Origin of the sequence: Kurthia senegalensis (assembly GCF_000285595.1) — a bacterium.
GTDB lineage: Bacteria > Bacillota > Bacilli > Bacillales_A > Planococcaceae > Kurthia > Kurthia senegalensis.
Map to the genome: position 1 here is coordinate 403,976 of NZ_HE611064.1, position 17,757 is coordinate 421,732.

15 protein-coding genes and 1 pseudogene are annotated in these 17,757 nt (G+C 39.4%); 2 read left to right on the forward strand and 14 right to left on the reverse strand.

The window, feature by feature from the left end:
- Nucleotides 1-14: 14 nt before the first annotated feature.
- The 3 genes and pseudogenes from glnA to KSHG_RS02390 all read right to left on the reverse strand — a co-directional run bounded on the left by glnA (nucleotide 15) and on the right by KSHG_RS02390 (nucleotide 3,245).
- Complete coding sequence (gene glnA / locus KSHG_RS02380; protein ID WP_010301264.1) at nucleotides 15-1,349, reverse strand: type I glutamate--ammonia ligase; 1,335 nt, start codon at nucleotides 1,347-1,349, stop codon at nucleotides 15-17.
- 48 nt (nucleotides 1,350-1,397) lie between these two features.
- Nucleotides 1,398-1,783 (reverse strand): annotated as a pseudogene (locus tag KSHG_RS15935) (MerR family transcriptional regulator).
- A gap of 214 nt (nucleotides 1,784-1,997) precedes the next feature.
- The gene (locus tag KSHG_RS02390; protein ID WP_010301268.1) at nucleotides 1,998-3,245 is read right to left on the reverse strand and encodes a methionine gamma-lyase family protein; all 1,248 of its coding nucleotides are present in this window, start codon (nucleotides 3,243-3,245) and stop codon (nucleotides 1,998-2,000) included.
- Nucleotides 3,246-3,378: 133 nt separating this feature from the next.
- On the opposite strand from KSHG_RS02390, the gene KSHG_RS02395 reads away from it, so the two are divergent.
- Nucleotides 3,379-3,993, forward strand: coding sequence for a trimeric intracellular cation channel family protein (locus KSHG_RS02395; RefSeq protein ID WP_010301270.1), 615 nt, complete (start codon nucleotides 3,379-3,381; stop codon nucleotides 3,991-3,993).
- 53 nt (nucleotides 3,994-4,046) lie between these two features.
- Here the strand turns inward: KSHG_RS02395 and KSHG_RS02400 are convergent, their stop codons facing one another.
- The 7 genes from KSHG_RS02400 to mutS form a co-directional block, all read right to left on the reverse strand.
- Nucleotides 4,047-4,346, reverse strand: coding sequence for a rhodanese-like domain-containing protein (locus KSHG_RS02400; protein ID WP_010301273.1), 300 nt, complete (start codon nucleotides 4,344-4,346; stop codon nucleotides 4,047-4,049).
- 76 nt (nucleotides 4,347-4,422) lie between these two features.
- On the reverse strand, nucleotides 4,423-4,644 hold the full coding sequence (hfq, locus tag KSHG_RS02405; RefSeq protein ID WP_010301276.1) for an RNA chaperone Hfq: 222 nt from the start codon (nucleotides 4,642-4,644) through the stop codon (nucleotides 4,423-4,425).
- 50 nt (nucleotides 4,645-4,694) lie between these two features.
- On the reverse strand, nucleotides 4,695-5,606 hold the full coding sequence (miaA, locus tag KSHG_RS02410) for a tRNA (adenosine(37)-N6)-dimethylallyltransferase MiaA (RefSeq protein ID WP_010301281.1): 912 nt from the start codon (nucleotides 5,604-5,606) through the stop codon (nucleotides 4,695-4,697).
- 1 nt (nucleotide 5,607) lies between these two features.
- Nucleotides 5,608-6,534, reverse strand: coding sequence for an alpha/beta fold hydrolase (locus KSHG_RS02415; protein WP_010301286.1), 927 nt, complete (start codon nucleotides 6,532-6,534; stop codon nucleotides 5,608-5,610).
- Entirely contained in the window at nucleotides 6,527-8,176 is a 1,650-nt protein-coding gene (locus tag KSHG_RS02420) for a glycerol-3-phosphate dehydrogenase/oxidase (protein ID WP_010301289.1), read from the reverse strand. Before KSHG_RS02420 ends, KSHG_RS02415 begins: the two co-directional genes overlap by 8 nt.
- A gap of 19 nt (nucleotides 8,177-8,195) precedes the next feature.
- Nucleotides 8,196-10,133: a DNA mismatch repair endonuclease MutL gene (gene mutL / locus KSHG_RS02425; RefSeq protein WP_010301293.1), complete on the reverse strand. Its 1,938-nt coding sequence runs from the start codon at nucleotides 10,131-10,133 to the stop codon at nucleotides 8,196-8,198.
- Between the two features lie 18 nt (nucleotides 10,134-10,151).
- Nucleotides 10,152-12,803 carry a DNA mismatch repair protein MutS gene (gene mutS, locus KSHG_RS02430; RefSeq protein ID WP_010301296.1) on the reverse strand — a complete coding sequence of 884 codons (2,652 nt, stop codon included), beginning with the start codon at nucleotides 12,801-12,803 and terminating at the stop codon, nucleotides 10,152-10,154.
- Between the two features lie 120 nt (nucleotides 12,804-12,923).
- On the opposite strand from mutS, the gene KSHG_RS02435 reads away from it, so the two are divergent.
- Nucleotides 12,924-13,289, forward strand: a complete 366-nt coding sequence (locus KSHG_RS02435; RefSeq protein WP_010301299.1) for a DUF423 domain-containing protein — start codon at nucleotides 12,924-12,926, stop codon at nucleotides 13,287-13,289.
- Between the two features lie 110 nt (nucleotides 13,290-13,399).
- On the opposite strand, the gene KSHG_RS02440 is transcribed toward KSHG_RS02435, so the two are convergent.
- From KSHG_RS02440 to KSHG_RS02455, 4 genes are all read right to left on the reverse strand, one after another.
- The gene (locus tag KSHG_RS02440; protein WP_010301302.1) at nucleotides 13,400-14,149 is read right to left on the reverse strand and encodes an alpha/beta fold hydrolase; all 750 of its coding nucleotides are present in this window, start codon (nucleotides 14,147-14,149) and stop codon (nucleotides 13,400-13,402) included.
- A gap of 316 nt (nucleotides 14,150-14,465) precedes the next feature.
- Nucleotides 14,466-14,819: a RicAFT regulatory complex protein RicA family protein gene (locus tag KSHG_RS02445; protein ID WP_010301304.1), complete on the reverse strand. Its 354-nt coding sequence runs from the start codon at nucleotides 14,817-14,819 to the stop codon at nucleotides 14,466-14,468.
- Complete coding sequence (gene miaB / locus KSHG_RS02450) at nucleotides 14,819-16,339, reverse strand: tRNA (N6-isopentenyl adenosine(37)-C2)-methylthiotransferase MiaB (RefSeq protein ID WP_010301307.1); 1,521 nt, start codon at nucleotides 16,337-16,339, stop codon at nucleotides 14,819-14,821. Before miaB ends, KSHG_RS02445 begins: the two co-directional genes overlap by 1 nt.
- Before the next feature lie 58 nt (nucleotides 16,340-16,397).
- The gene (locus KSHG_RS02455; protein WP_010301310.1) at nucleotides 16,398-17,750 is read right to left on the reverse strand and encodes an AMP-binding protein; all 1,353 of its coding nucleotides are present in this window, start codon (nucleotides 17,748-17,750) and stop codon (nucleotides 16,398-16,400) included.
- Nucleotides 17,751-17,757: the final 7 nt, after the last annotated feature.

The following is a 17,757-nucleotide window of genomic DNA, read 5'->3' on the forward strand; positions in this document are numbered from 1 at the left end:
CTCGTTTAATCGGCTTAGTACATTTTAAGATATTGTTCGCGTTCCCATGGGTGAACTTGTGTGCGGAACATGTCAAATTCAATTTCTTTCGCTTCTTTGAAGTTTGCATAAATGTGTGAGCCAAGTGCATCTTGGATTACTTTGTCTTCTGCAAGTGCTTGAAGTGCATCGTAAAGGTTAGAAGGTAAGTTTGTAATACCTGCTTCTGCACGTTGTTCTTCATTCATTGTGTAAATGTTGCGATCTACAGCAGCTGGTGGTGTTAGTTGTTGCTCAATACCGTTTAAACCTGCTTCAAGAATAACAGACATCGCTAAATATGGGTTGGCTGTTGGGTCAACAGAGCGTACTTCGATACGAGTTGATAACCCACGTGAAGCTGGTACACGGATTAACGGTGAACGGTTTTGACCAGACCATGCAACGTAACAAGGTGCTTCGTAACCTGGTACTAAACGTTTGTATGAGTTCACTGTTGGATTCGTAATAGCTGTGAATCCTTTTACGTGTTTTAATACGCCCGCCATGAATTGCATTGCTGTTTCAGACAATTTCATCTCTGCGTTTTCATCGAAGAAAGCATTTTCTTTACCGTTAAATAGTGATACGTTCATGTGCATACCAGAACCGTTCACACCGAATAAAGGTTTCGCCATAAATGTGGCGTGTAAACCGTGTTTACGTGCAATTGTTTTTACGACTAATTTAAATGTTTGGATGTTATCACACGCTGTGATAGCATCTGCATATTTAAAGTCAATTTCATGTTGTCCAGGAGCGACTTCATGGTGTGATGCTTCAATTTCAAAGCCCATTTCTTCTAATTCAAGAACGATATCACGACGGCAGTTTTCACCAAGGTCCGTTGGCGCTAAGTCAAAGTAAGCACCGTGGTCATTTAATTCTAATGTTGGTTCGCCTTTTTCGTCTAATTTGAATAAGAAGAATTCAGGTTCAGGTCCTAAGTTAAATGCTGAGAAGCCCATTTTTTCCATACGTTTTAAAGAGCGACGTAAGTTGTTACGTGGGTCACCTTCGAATGGTGTAAGATCTGCTTTGTATACGTCACAGATGAAACGACATACAGTACCTTTGCCCGTAGTCCAAGGGAATACAATAAATGTATCAAGATCTGGATATAAGTACATGTCTGATTCTTCAATACGTACGAAGCCTTCGATTGATGAACCATCAAACATCATTTTGTTGTCTAATGCTTTTTCTAATTGAGATACAGGAATTTCAACGTTTTTGATTGTACCTAGAATATCTGTAAATTGTAAACGAATGAATTTGACTTCTTTTTCTTTAACTAATTGACGAATATCATCTTTTGTATATTTCCCCATGAATGAACACACTCCTAATTTTTTTATGTTTATACTAATCTCTTCTTTTTATGGTCTAAAAAATCGAGATAAATCACCTTGTCGTAGTGAAGTCGTCTGCATGCGCTGTGCTTGCTGCATTTCTTCACGCAGTATGCGACGTAATTCCGCATCTGTAATTTCAGTCTTTTGTTGATTGGATAATACAGGCTCGTTCTTTAAAGCAAAAACTTTTTTATACCTGCCATGTTGATACCTTGCTCTAGAAGATCTTTCACTTCTAAAAGTGCATCCACATCATTAAGTGAGAACATCCGGCGGTTCCCATCTGTTCGGGCAGGTTCAATCAATCCATGCTCCTCGTAATAACGTATTTGGCGTGCTGTTAAATCAGTTAACTGCATAACAATACTTATCGGAAGGAGTGGCATAGAGCGTCTGATTTCTCTGCTCATCTTCTATCACCTTACCTTTCACAACTATTATAATACTCTGTGTTAGTTTTTATGTCAACAATATGTTAGGAAAAGTAACATATTAATTTTCGAATAATTCCATCTAATTTGTATATTATTAAAAACGCTAGTATATTAACATTTTACATCGAAATGAATTTAATAAAAAAGAAGCACATCTTCTAATAGAAGTGTACTTCTCTATGTCATGTCTTTAATCCATTTGTTGAACGGCGCTTAAAATAGCTGTTTTTACGTGTTCGTACGTTAAGCCGCCTTGCATATATACCGTGTACGGTGGACGAATCGGACCGTCTGCAGAAAACTCCATACTCGCACCTTGTACGAATGTACCCGCTGCCATAATGACTTCATCTTGATAACCCGGAAGAAGTGAAGGCTCTGGTGCAAATTGCGCGTTTACAGGTGAGTTTTGTTGTACTGCTTGGCAAAAAGCAATCATTTGCTCTGGTGATTTAAATGACACCGATTGAATTAAATCCGTACGTTTCGCATCATAACTTGGTTCAGGAACCATTCCTTTATGCTCTAAAATAGCTGAAGCGAAAATCGCACCTTTTAATGCTTGAGATACCATATGAGGAGATAAGAAAAACCCTTGATACATATCCGTTAATGTGTTTAATGATGGGCCCGCTTCTGCTCCGATTCCCGGTGTTGTCATACGATAAGCACATTTTTCAACGAGATCGGCACGTCCTGCAATGTAGCCACCTACTTTTGCTAAACCGCCACCTGGGTTTTTAATTAATGAACCGGCGATTAAATCTGCACCTAATTCAGTGGGCTCTACACGGTCTACAAATTCACCGTAGCAGTTATCAACGAAGATGATAACATCTTCTTTCATCGCACGTACTTTTTGAATCATTTCTTCGACTTTATCAATCGTGAAAGATGGACGTGTTGCATATCCTTTAGAACGTTGAATCGCAACCACTTTTGTTTTTTCACTAATTGCTCGTTCAACAGCATCAAAATCAACATCACGATTATTTACTAAATCAATATGTTGATAATCAATTCCCCAGTCTTTTAAAGAACCCGTATCTTTGTCGCCACCATCTACGATTGATTGCAACGTATCATACGGTTGCCCTGTAATGTACATCAATTCGTCTCCGGGACGTAAAACACCAAATAAAGATAATGTAATCGCATGTGTACCCGAAATAATTTGTGGACGAACAATTGCTGCTTCTGCGCCGAAAACTTCTGCATAAACACGTTCTAAATTGTCGCGACCTTCATCATCGTAGCCGTAACCTGTCGTGCCATTAAAATGATTTTCACTTACGTGATTGTTGCGGAATGCCGCTAATACTTTTTGTTGGTTATAGAAAGCCATTTCTTCCACTCGGTCGAATTGGGGTCTAATTTTTTCTTCAATTTGTTTTCCTAAAGCACGTGTCGCTTCAGTTAACGTTGATTGGAATGCCATTATGCATCACTCCTTCTACTTGTTTCATTTTAATCTTATCAGTAAATACGTCGTAGTCAAATATAGTTCGTGCAAAAGCGATGTAGATTTGTTACAATTTCATTCGATTCTATTTATGAAGGAGGTTTTCGTCATGGCTTGGGAAGTATTAAGTATATTAGGAACGATTGCCTTCGCTATTTCGGGAGCAATCATCGCAATGGAAGAAGAATATGATATTTTCGGCGTTTACTTATTAGGCGTCGTCACAGCATTTGGTGGAGGAGCGATTCGAAATTTATTAATCGGCGTCCCCGTCTCTGCTTTATGGGAACAAGAAATGTTTTTCCAAATTGCACTCGTCGCCATTACGGTCACGTTTATTTTTCCGAACCGCCTTTTAAAACATTGGCCTTTATGGGGGAATTTTTTCGATGCGATTGGCTTAGCCGCCTTTGCTATTCAAGGTGCATTATTCGCCGTGAAATTACACCTGCCGATTAGTGCCGCAATCGTTGCAGCTGTCTTAACAGGTGCAGGTGGCGGGATCGTACGAGATTTACTCGCCAGTCGAAAACCACTCGTACTGCGCGACGAAGTATATGCCGTCTGGGCGATTTTCATCGGATTGATCGTTGGTTTCAAACTCGTCACAAGTGATATGGGTTTATACGTTTTATTCATCGTCATCACTTTGTTACGCGTTCTCTCTTATACGAGAGGCTGGCGTCTACCATTTAAATCGATTCGGTCTAAACCGTTAAAATAAATAAAAAAGGAAGCGATGAAAATCATCGCTTCCTTTTTTATCGCATCATAGAATTAAAATTCTAATTCGCCTTCCCAAGCGCTCATACCGCCTTCTAAATTCGTCACATCGTATCCTTCTGATTCTAAATACGTACATGCTTGATAACTACGTCCACCTGCATGGCATACGAAAATATACGCTGTATCTTTTGATAATTCGCCTTTACGTTCTTCTAATTGACCGAGTGGAATGTGGATAGCACCTGGAATAATACCATTCGCTACTTCCGCATCTTCACGAACGTCAACTATGTTTAATTGTTCGTTCGCATCAAATTTTTCTAATACTTCTTCAGCTGTCATTGTTTTCATTATTAATTCCTCCTACATTTCGTTCTCTACTACTATACAAAAAAGAGCCGCAATCCCGCAAGATTGTGGCTCTTTTTTATTCTTCTCCTAATGCAACTGATTTTGTAGGAGCAAATGTAGAAATCGCATGTTTATAAATTAAGTGTTGTTTACCATCTGCTTCTAGCAGGACTGTAAAATTATCGTAGGAACGAATTGTCCCTTTTAGTTGGAAGCCATTTAATAAAAAAACGGTTACGAACACGCCATTTTTGCGTAATTGATTTAAATACGTATCTTGTAAATTCGCTTGTTTCACTGTAAATCCCCCTACTGCTCAAATTTGTCTCTGCTATACGTATACCCTATTTATTGGAAAATATCCTCATAAATTTTTTCTTTCGGTAAAAAAGCGTCAAACCATGTGACGTCCATTTTATTTCGGAAATATGTCAGCTGTCTTTTAGCATAACGACGTGAATTTTGTTTCAATTTTTCAATCGCAACGTCATAATCCATTTTCCCATCAAAGTAATCGTACAATTCTTTATAACCGATTGCTTTAATTGCTTGTGTATCTCGAATACCACGGTCATACAATGCGCGTACTTCTTTTTCTAAACCTTTTTCCATCATGATGTCTACACGTGAGTTAATACGTTCATACAAAAGGTCTCGGTCCATATTTAAGCCGATAATTTTATGATTGTATAGCGCTTTTTGACCTTGATGCTGTGCATCATCTGATTTTTTCGATTCCGAATGCTCTGCCATTTCAAGCGCACGTATAACGCGGCGCGTATTATTTGGATGAATCGTCGCCGCCGTTTCAGCGTCAACAGCACGCAAACGTTCATGCATCGCTTCAGGACCTTGTTGTGCCAATAAATCATAATATTTTTGACGCACTGTTTCATCAATTTTTTCTTCGGTAAAGCGGAAATCGAATAATACAGCTTGTACGTATAAACCCGTACCCCCGACGATAATCGGTAATTTTCCTCTACTCTGAATCTCAGCCATCTTTTCACGAACAGCTTTTTGATAATCTGCTACAGAAAAAGTGTCTGTCGGCTCTAAAATATCTAATAAATGATGCGGAACACCGTCCATCTCTTCTTCAGTAATTTTAGCCGTTCCAATATTTAAATCTTTATAAACTTGCATCGAATCGCCGTTAATAATTTCACCGTCGTATTTTTTTGCAAGTTCGATGCTTAATGCAGTTTTCCCGACAGCTGTCGGTCCTACAATAGCAATCACATCGTAATTTTTCGTCATATTATTCTTTCTCCAACCATTTCTGTATTACCGTAAAAACAGTATTTTTCTCTTTTTCATTAAAGATTTCATGACGCAATCGTTCACATAAATAAACCGACACGTTTTGTATGCCTGCTTTGCGTAATTGATCCGCGACAGAAAAGACCCCTTTCCCGTAATCTCCAATCGGGTCTTCTTGACCACTAATAAACAATACGGGTAAATCTTTACGAATTTTTTTAACTTCTGTATTCGAAGTAATCTTTTTTAATCCACCCGTTAAATCTGCATAAAACTGATTCGTCGATGTGTAATTGCAAAATGGATCGTTTAAATAACGCTGCACATTTTCTCTGTCTGCTGACAACCAATCTTTCGTCGTTTTACTTTTCGGGTTTTTAATATTATTCATCACATCTGAAAGTTTCGTAATAAAATTTGCTGGCATTCGAGGTCCGAACACTTGAGAAGCAATTGAGGACACGATATGTCCAACAAAATGAACAGGTGTATAAACGAGTGTACCGACAAAAACCGCTTTCTCTATTTTTTCACTATGCAACTCTGAAACACGGCGTGCAACGAGCGACCCCATACTATGACCGAGTAAAATCGGGCGAGGTAAAGCATATTTCTCGCGAACAATAGCCATTACATGTGCAGCATCTTGCGCCGCATGTTCAAATCCTGCTTCATCGCCGTAATGACCAAGAGGTGAATCGTTTAATAGAGCCGTTTCCCCGTGTCCTCTATGGTCTTGCGTCACGACCACGTATCCTGCTCGCGTAAAAAACGTTGCCATCTCTTCATAGCGTCCACGGTATTCAGACATCCCGTGAAGGACGTGAATATACCCTTTTATAGGCTTTTCACATTCTTCGGCATAATAGGTCGTCGCTATTTGGTAGCCATCTGGCATCGTAAAAATTTCGTCCTGCTTAATCATACGTGCCATCTTTCGCAAAGCGTGTAGCATCAAAAATGAGCGTATCTAGCTCTAAACGATAACTTTCTTTTTCAGATGGAACGTAATGCAATACGTCCGACATCAAATCAATTACTTCATCTTTGTACGTCGTCACAGAGTCGATATCAAAATACATACGCCCCGTACGGCGAACGAGTACGTCCGATGGGTTGTATGCCATTTCATACTCTATCGCATACATAATTTGACCGTATAAATCATCCGGCATTTGATAAGCATCTGGCTTATTCGCAATTGCTCGGAATACATGATGTACGTTCGAACCATATTTTTCAACGAGTTGGCGCGCTACTTGTTCGGTCAAACCGAGATCTACACCATCTTTATAACGTTGCTCTACGAATTGTGCAAAATTATCTGGATTCAAGCCCTCTGCTCCAGATAACGATAAATGTTTCGTTTGGCATTCACCATACTTTTTAAATTGTTTTCGTTCAACGAGGCGGTCTACAACGTCTTTCGCCATATGACGGTATCCTGTTAATTTCCCACCAGCAATCGTCAATAAGCCGGTTGGTGCTTCCCACATTTCATCTTTACGAGAAATTTCTGAAGGATCTTTGCCATCTTCATAAATGAGTGGACGTACCCCAGCCCAGCATGATTCAACGTCTTTTTGTGTTACATTCACGTCCGGGAACATGTAATGCAATGTATCTAATAAATACGTAATATCTTGTTGTTCTGCAACTGGTTTCACTGGATTTTGATCGTAAAACGTATCTGTCGTTCCGATGTATGCTTTTCCTTCTCTCGGAATAGCAAACACCATTCGACCGTCCGGTGTATCGAAATACACTGATTGTTGCAGTGGGAACACCGATTGATCGATTACGATATGCACACCCTTCGTCATACGAAGTTTTTTATTGTTAGATACGACGTCTTTTTTACGAATAATGTCTGTCCAAGGACCTGTTGCGTTCACGACAGAAAGTGCTTCAATATCAAATGTTTTATTCGTAACACGATCTTTCACTTTCGCTCCAGCTACTTTTTTCCCTTTGTATAGAAAGCTTTCTACTTCTGCATAGTTTAAACAAACAGCACCGAGTTCTACCGCTTTTTTCATCACTTCAATCGTTAAACGTGCATCATCCGTACGATATTCAACGTATAAGCCCCCGCCTTGTAACGTGTCTTCTTTTAATAAAGGCTCTTTACGCAACGTATCATTCGGCGATAGCATCGTACGACGTTCGCTTTTTTTCACTTGCGCTAGAAAATCATACATTTTCAAACCGAGAGACGTCGATAACGGACCGAATGTGCCCCCTTTGTAAAAAGGTAATAACATGCCAAGTGGCGTCGTAATATGTGGTCCATTTTCATAAACGATTGCGCGCTCTCTACCTGTTTCTGCCACGACGTCTATTTGCAATTGTTTTAAATAGCGTAACCCACCGTGAACAAGCTTCGTTGAGCGACTTGATGTTCCTGCTGCGAAATCTTGCATTTCTACTAATGCAACAGAAAATCCACGAGAAACTGCATCGAGTGCAATCCCCGCTCCTGTAATTCCCCCACCGACGATTAATACGTCAAATGAGTATGAAGATAAAGTATCCATTTTTTGTTGTCTTGTACGTGCTGAAAACATAAAATCTCTCCCTTCAAATTTACATAACTCGTTTAAACATCTTTTCAATTTCATACGTTCTAAAATGAACGATGACGGGACGGCCGTGCGGACACGTAAACGGATTGACACATTTTTTTAAGTCTTGAAGCAAGCGTTCCATTTGTTGCAAATCTAAATAATGATTTGCTTTAATTGAACGTTTACAACTCATCATAATCGCCGCTGCTTCACGTAATTTTTTAATGTCCGTTTTGCGTTTCTTCAACACTTGCTCGATTAAATCCTCAATAATTTCTTGTTCCATTCCTTTCGGGAACCACGTAGGATATTCTCTAATAATAAAGGAATGTTGACCGAATTCTTCAAGGAATACGCCCACTTCAGCTAACGCTTCTTGATTTTCAATTAAATGAAGTGCTTCATCCGCTGCATAATGGAACGTTAATGGGAGCAATAGAAGCTGACGTTCGCCACTATTCACTTCTCCGACCATATCTTTGAAAAACTCGTATTTAATTCGTTCTTGTGCCGCATGTTGGTCGATTAAATAAAACCCATCTTCACTTTGTGCCACGATATACGTGCCATGAATTTGTCCGACGATTTCAAGCATCGGAAATGGTTCTTGATCATTCAGTAGTTCATCTGGCTCGATTGTTTCTACTACTTCATTTAATTCGAGTGATTCTTTTTCAATTACATCTTCTTCATCCGGAGATTGTTGCATCGATTGAAAATCAACATCTCGTTCCTTTATTTGTTCCCATGTTTCAGGTTGTCTAAAACCTTCTTCATTCAAATCAGGACGTGAAATTTTTTGTTGTTCTTCATTTGGACATTCTTCTAGTCGTTGTACAGCACCTGGTTTCACTCTTGGCTTATCGCCATATTGCTCCATCGGCGTATTTTGATAGTCGAGCCCTTTCCAAAAATTAATTTGTTCAGAAGAGGATACCGATTTTTTCGGCTTTTTAACGATTTCTGGCGCTTGCATAACACTACGTACCGACTTGTGTAAACTTTCTTCAATTAATTTCATTAAATCCGCTTCTTTACTTAGGCGAATTTGTTGTTTAGACGGGTGAACATTCACATCTGTCAAAAATGGATCCCCTTCGATATGAATGACCGCAATCGGAAAACGACCAATTGGTAAATACGTATGGTACGCATCAATCAGCGATTTTTGAACAGTAAAATGGCGTACCCAACGACCATTGACGAAAATAGACATGTAATTTTTAGAAGCACGTGTAATTTCAGGAATCGTTGCGTATCCTTCAATTTTATAATCTTGTGTTTCCCCTTCAAAATGAACCATTTTCTTCGCATTTGCAACACCATAAATAGCTGCAAGTACTTGGCGTAAATCCCCGCGACCATTCGTTTTCAACAATTCATGATCGTGATGAACGAGCTTGAATGAAATCATCGGATAACAAAGCGCTAAACGATTCATTAAATCAATCGTATGGCCTAACTCCGTTTGAATCGTTTTCATATATTTTAAACGTGCCGGTGTGTTGTAAAAAAGTTGCGCAACGGTAATGTCCGTTCCTTTTCTAAGTGGTCCAGGTTTTTTAGACTGTACGTGCCCACCTTCTAAATACACTTCCACACCGCTCTCACCGTTTGATGTAGCGAGCGTCACTTTTGATACAGAAGCAATTGAGGCGAGTGCTTCCCCTCGGAATCCTAGCGTACGAATACGGAAAAGGTCGTGCTCATTCATAATTTTACTCGTCGCATGACGTTGGAATGAGATGAGCGCATCTTCCTCGTCCATCCCACTCCCATTATCAATAACTTGAATAGAGCGTAATCCCGCTTCTTCTAAAATGACTTCGATTGATGTACTTCCTGCATCTACGGCATTTTCCACTAACTCTTTGACGACAGACGCAGGACGTTCTACTACTTCCCCTGCAGCTATTTTATTGGATAAAAATTCGTCCATAATATGAATATTGCCCATATGAGATGCACTTCCTTTTTATTTTTTCGCTAATTGTTGTTGTAATTTGTAAACGAGTTGTAACGCATCCATCGGCGTCGTACAAGAAATATTGACGCTACGCAGTTGCTCTAGCACTTCCGCATCGTCCTCTTCTACTGTGCCAAACAATGAAAGCTGTGCTTCTGAAACGTTATTCGCTTGTTCGACTGGTACTTCGATCACTTTCTCAATAGGTACTTCAACGATTTTTTCGACCGGCACTTCAATGCGTTTCTCCACAATTTTTTCAACCGGTACTTCCACTCGTTTCTCGACAATCTTCACCGTACCTTCTTCTGATTGCGACTCAAATTGTTGTAATAAAACGTGTGCACGGCTAATAATTTCATCTGGTAAATCTGCTAATTTAGCAACGTGAATACCGTATGATTTATCTGCTGGTCCTTCTTTTACTTTGTGTAAAAAGACGACGCGTCCTTCTTGTTCGGTTGCCGCTACGTGTACGTTACGTAAATGAGATAATTCATCTTCTAACGTCGTTAACTCATGATAATGCGTTGAGAAAAGTGTATTGGCACCAATATGGTCATGAATATATTCCATCATCGCTTGTGCCAAACTCATGCCGTCATACGTAGACGTCCCTCGACCAATTTCATCGAATAACAATAAACTATTCGCTGTTGCGTTCGTAATGGCATGTTGAGATTCTAACATTTCTACCATAAATGTTGATTGTCCACCAGCTAAATCATCGGCCGCACCAATTCGAGTGAAAATCTGATCGGTAATCGGTAAGATGGCTTCGTCTGCTGGAACGTAACAACCCATTTGTGCCATAACAGTAATTAAAGCGACTTGTCGCATATACGTTGATTTCCCTGACATATTCGGGCCGGTAATTAACATCATATTTTCGTCTTCTGATAAGATACAATCATTCGGTACGTACGTTGATTTATTGAGCATTTTTTCTACAACTGGGTGACGACCGTTTATAATTTTCATCCCACGTTTTTCATGGAAAATAGGTTGAATAAAGTGATACTTTTCAGAAACTGTCGCAAATGCTGTGTACACATCTAATTCACTAATTTGTTGTGCGATTTTTTGTAAACGTGTAATATACTGTTTCATTTCTTCGCGAATTTCTGTAAATAATTTGTATTCTAATACAGAACTTTCTTCTTCCGCATTTAAAATGAGCGCTTCTTTTTCTTTCAATTCTTCCGTAATATAACGTTCTGCATTCGTTAATGTTTGTTTACGTTCATAGCGTGTTAAATCAGCTAAATGAATATTTGATTTTGTAATTTCGATATAATACCCGAACACGCGGTTATAACCAATTTTTAAGTTTTTAATGCCGGTTTGCTCGCGCTCACGTTTTTCTAACTGAGCGATCCAATTTTTCCCGTTTCTTGAAGCGTCACGCAGTTCATCTAATTTTGCGTTGTATCCTTCACGGATGACATCGCCTTCTTTAATCGAAATCGGTGGTTGGTCTGTAATCGCATGGCTTAAAAATTGTTCGATGTCTGAACATAAGTCAAGCGCTTGTCCAAGCTCATTCAATTCTGTCGACTTCGCTTCGGTTAGTTGTTGTTGAATGGCTGGCAATTGGCGTAATGATTCGCGTAACTGAGCAAGATCACGTCCACCGATACTTCCGAAAGAAACTTTCCCCGCTAAACGTTCTAAATCGTAGACGTTTTTAAACAACTCTTGTAATTCAACACGTAAAAAATAATCTTCTAATAGTGCTGTCACAATACCGAGTCTACGCTCGATTGCTTGTTGATTTGCTAACGGTTGATGCAACCATTGTTTTAAACGTCGTCCCCCCATCGCTGTCACAGTTTCATCTAACAACCAAAGCAATGTTCCTTTTTGGTCGCCACCACGAAGCGATTGAATCATTTCTAAATTTCTTTTAGAATGCGTATCAATCATTAAAAATTGTTCTACTTCTTTATAATCAAATGCTTGGATATGGGCTAACGAACGCATTTGCGTACGTTCAATATAATGCAGTACGATGCGAATTGCATGATGCAATTCTTCTGGTGCATGCATCGTGTACATTGCTGTATCCTCAACAGACATCGCTTCATCCTCAATCGATAAGACGATTGAATATACGTCTGCTAACGCTTGTAATTCATCGAACATCGCATCTGATACGACGAGTTCGCGAATACCGAGCGATTGGAGTTGTTGCATTAAGTCATCATTCGTTCCATCTACGTATGTAGCTGTCGCTTCACCTGTCGAAATATCGAGATAACAAAAACTAAAACGTGCCCCTATTTTTTCAGCTGCCGCAATGAATAAATTCGTTTTTCCGTCCATTCCCTTGCCTTCCATTAACGTTCCGGGCGTTACGACTTGTACGACTTCACGACGTACGACACCTTTCGCTTGACGGGGATCTTCTGTTTGTTCACAAATGGCTACTTTATATCCTCTGCCGACTAACGTTTCGATATAACCTTGTACAGAGTGGTGTGGTACGCCGCACATCGGAATACGTTCAGCGGCTCCCGCATCTTTACCTGTTAACGTAATTTCTAGCAATTGAGATGCTTTTGTTGCATCTTCAAAAAACAGCTCATAAAAATCTCCTAGTCGGAAAAATAAAAAAGCGTCTTTATAGTCTTGTTTTATTGATAAGTATTGTTGCATCATAGGGGTATATCCCATTTTTGAAAACCTCACTTGTTCGTTCTTTATACTAGTATTATAGCAAATCTAGACGCATAAGAAAGGTTCCGGATTCAAGGGAATAGAAAAGGAGTGGAAATGTAGATGTTCGTTACAGGAGCTTTACTCGCTATGTTTGCGGTCGTACTTGGCGCATTCGGAGCACATGCATTAAAAAAACATTTTGAAGGAACTAACTACGCCCAAACTTGGGAAACGGGTGTCCGTTACCATATGTACCATGCACTCGGTTTATTGTTCATCGGTATGATGCAAATGCCGGCTTTATTCGGTCCGTCTCAAACGTTCCAAACAGCAGCTATTTTAATGCTCATTGGCATGATTTTATTTTCTGGTAGTTTATACGCTCTTGCTATTAGCCGTATTAAAATACTCGGTGCTATTACACCACTTGGTGGACTTTGCTTAATTGCCGCATGGATTTGCGTCGCAATTGGCATTGCCGCTTAACATAGAAAAACACTTTCAAATAACGTATAACCCTATACGAAATTTGAAAGTGTTTTTTTATTTAGTATGACAAAAACCATGCGTTCGCATGGTTTTTAAACGTCTATTCATTATTCAGCTTCTGCGTATTCTTCTTCGAAGTCTGCAATTAAGTTCACGAAGCTTCTTGGTTCTTCTAACATACCAAGGTGACCTGTGTTTGTTAGCATCATTTCAACGTATAAGTTGTCTGTTTCAACTGGTTCAACAACTTTATCTTCTTTTCCTTCAATTACAAGGATTGGAAGTTCAATTGAATCGATTAATGCTTGTTGGTTCGGGCGTGTTTTCATTGCTTCAAGTGCTACAACTAGACCTTCTTTTGAAGAACCGTTCGCAATTGTTTTCGCAAATTCTACGTCCATTGGTTTTGCATCTTTTTTGAAGAACTTGTTAATTGTGTAATCAACATAATGTTCTACGCCTTGTTTCGTAATGATTGCTTGTTGGTCATTACGTTTTGATTTTGTTAACTCACTATCAGCTGCTGGAGAAGAATAAGCTAATACGGCTTTTGTAATTGGCATCATTTGTTTTTCAAGGGCAGCAAGTGTAATGTAGCCACCTAAAGAATGTCCAACCCAAGTTGCTTCTTCAATTCCTTCTGCTTTCAATACTTCAACGACTGCTTCTGCATAATCGTAAACTGTATACGTATCTTTTTCTAACTCGCTTTGTCCATGTCCTGGAAGATCAACAGCGATTACATCAAAACTTTGTGAAAGTGGTCCCATCACGCGATCAAAAATAGCTGTGCTTCCTAAAAATCCATGAATCAATACAAGCGGTGCACCTGCACCTTGGCGTGTATAATGTAACATAGCATAGCTCCCTTCAAACTTCCTATATGCTTTTGTATTCCCTACTTTAATTTCATTGAAAACTAACTCGGGTAAATTTGTGTTCTAAATTGCTTTATGCAACCATACTATAATATAACAAAATTCCGCCACTAATAGGTAACTCGAAAGCGATTTCTTAAAAATTTCTTTAAAAAAAGGCTTATTTTTCGAATTCACGCTATTTTTTTAGACAAAAAATAGAAAATATCTATTTTTTTAGGATGCTTCTATATTCTTTTCATCGAGTATTTCAAAAAAAGAATCGCTCCCTAGAAAAAGGAACGATTCTTTTAATTTATTCTTCTTTTAAACGTTCATTTAATGATTTTGTCATCATTTGCAACAAGTCATTTAAATCTGCATGCACCGTTTTAAATTGATCGACGATTGGCAGTTCGTCAATTTGACGTTGAATGTCATCAATTTTCGCTTCTGTTTGCATATACGCTTCATGCTTCCCGTAATGTTGTAAATTCACCGCTTGCTTTTGCAATTGCTTCAGCTCCGCAATTTTCGCTTGGATTTTTTTATTTTGATCCAATTGTTGCTCCGCTCTTCGGTAAAATATAACTTCATCTGTTTCCGCAATTTTTTTCGCAATACGCTTTGCATCTGCAACAATTTGTTCCTTAGAAAAATGTTCAGCCATTACGCTTCCACCTTTTCGACAATTCCAACGAATTCTCCGTTTAATGAATACGTTTTACAATCTGTGACACGCACGTACACACGTTTTCCGATTACTTCTTTCGGTGCAACGAAGTTCACTAGTTTATTGCGACGTGTATAGCCCGCTAAAACGTCTTTATTTCGTTTACTTTCACCGTCTACTAACACTTCGACAACTTGGTCTTTGTATTGTTGTAACGCTTTCCCACTAAATTCTGAGACGAGCGCATTTAAACGTTGTAAACGATCTTTTTTCACGTCCATCGGCACATTATCTTTCATTTTCGCTGCAGGCGTTCCTTCACGTGGAGAGTAGATGTATGTGAAAGCCATTTCAAACCCTACTTCGCGATAAAGTGATAACGTTTCTTCAAATTGTTCTTCCGTTTCATTCGGGAATCCGACGATGATATCTGTCGTTAATGCGACATCTGGAATTGCTTTTTTTATTTTTGATACGAGTTCTAAATAGCGCTCGCGTGTATATTTACGTGCCATAATTTTCAACATACTTGTCGATCCTGATTGAACAGGCAAATGAATATGTTCTACTAAATTCCCTTTTTTCGCAAGTACATCAATTAAATGATCATCGAAATCTCTCGGATGACTCGTCGTAAATCGAATACGCGGTACGTCGATTAAACGTAACTCATCCATTAAATTACCTAACCCGTAATCGATACCGTCTAAGTCTTTACCGTAGGCATTTACATTTTGACCGAGTAATGTAATTTCCTCATATCCTTGCGCTGCTAGTTCGCGTACTTCTTGGATAATATCTTTTGGTAAACGACTACGCTCTTTCCCGCGCGTATAAGGGACGATACAATACGTACAAAACTTATCGCATCCGTACATAATATTCACCCATGCTTTCGTGCCCCCATTGCGCACTTTCGGCATATTTTCAATGACGTCGCCTTCTTTTGACCAAACGTCAATCACCATTTCTTTCGACATATACGCTTCGTGTAAAATTTCTGGTAGTTTATGAATATTGTGCGTACCGAAAATAATATCTACTTGATCATATGTTTTCAAAATTTTATTCACGACAGCTTCCTCTTGTGACATACAGCCACAGACGCCAAGCAATAAATCCGGATTTTTCGTTTTTAACGGTTTCAAATGCCCAAGTTCCCCGAATACGCGGTTCTCAGCATTTTCGCGAATCGCACACGTATTCATTAAAATGACGTTTGCGTCGTTCACATCTTCTGTCGCTTCATAGCCAAGGCTCTCAAAAATCCCAGCCATCACTTCTGTATCATGAACATTCATTTGACATCCGAATGTTTGAATCATAAATTTGCGACCTTTTCCCATTCCTTCGAACGTCGGGTTAATCGAAAATTGCTCGTAAGCAACTTCTTCTTTCCCTCGTTTTTTCGCATCTTTTAAAGAAGGTGCTTGAAAATAGTCCGCATAGTCTTTCGTTGGTTTCAACGGTTTAAACGACTTCGCCTGGTCGTTCATTTTACGTTGTTCTTCGTTCATTGTTAATTCCCCCTCAATCCCCTCCATTATACGGAATTGTCGAGCTTTTGAAAATGATTTACGTTAAGTAGTCGCGTCGTAACGTCTTGTAATCCAATTTTCCTGTATGAAAATGTGGCAGTTCGTCTACACGTTGGACATTCACCGTATTTGGATGTAAATGATACCGTTGACAAATATAGTGCCTAATTCTCTCCACGTCTCCAGATTCGACAACAATGACGACACGACCATCTTCCCCTACACAGGCGACAGTCACGTTAAATTTTTGTGCGACACTTTTTTCAAGATCGTGTAAATTAATACGCAATCCTTTTATTTTGACGAAACTTTTCAATCGACCGACTAATGTAACATATCCCTCATCGTCCATCGTAGCGACATCGCCCGTTCGTAAACGCCCATTTAACTCATCACCGAGTGCTAAGTCTTCTTTGCTCGCTGCATACCCCATCATGACATTGTCTCCGTAATAAATCAGTTCGTCATTTTCGCCTATTTCAAAGCGACCGCCCGGTATAGGGAGACCGATCGTCCCTAATTTGTCCGGCAAGCGATCTGGTGGCACGTATGCCATTCTCGGCGACGCTTCTGTTTGACCATACATTACATAAAACTTTTTCTGATGTTTTGTCGCATACTGACAAAAACGATCGACGAGATGCACGTCTAAATGCCCACCCGCTTGCGTCATCGTATGTAAAGATGGCAACGCCATATCTAAAAATCCGATTCTATTCATCATTTGATACGTAAACGGTACACCCGCAATAGACGTCGCTTCAAATTGTTTTAGAAAATACCAGAAAGACGGTAATTTCACACTTTTAGACGTTAATAAAAGCGTTGCGCCAACGAGTAAATGGCTGTTAACGATTGAAATACCGTATGAATAAGACAGTGGTAAATTCAATAGCGGACGCTCTCGGTCTGTCAGCTGTAAATAGCGCACGATTGATTCGGCATTGGCTTCGATATTCCGGTACGATAATTTCACGTATTTCGGATTTCCAGTCGTCCCAGAAGTACTTAAAAGCAATGCGACATCTGGATGAACATCATAATTTTGTGTTCCTTGTCTTTTATACAAATCAAGTGCGACTGACTCATATCCTTCCGCTTCCACACCGCCAAGCAAAAAGAGTGGTTCGTAGCAGGCGGCAATCGCCTCGACCATATCTTGTTCTATCTCTTCATTCATTAACATAACGGCATGCCCCGATTGTAAACTCGCCACATAACGTACGATCGTCGCATAATCATTGCGACATTGTAAAACGATGATTCCCTTTTTATTCGATTTTAACTGCTTTACTAGCACTGCCGCATCTTCTACAAGCTCTGCATACGTATATGCTTTTGTCGCTTGTTGTACGACAATTTTCGAAGAAGCTTCTATATGAAAAAACATCGAATCA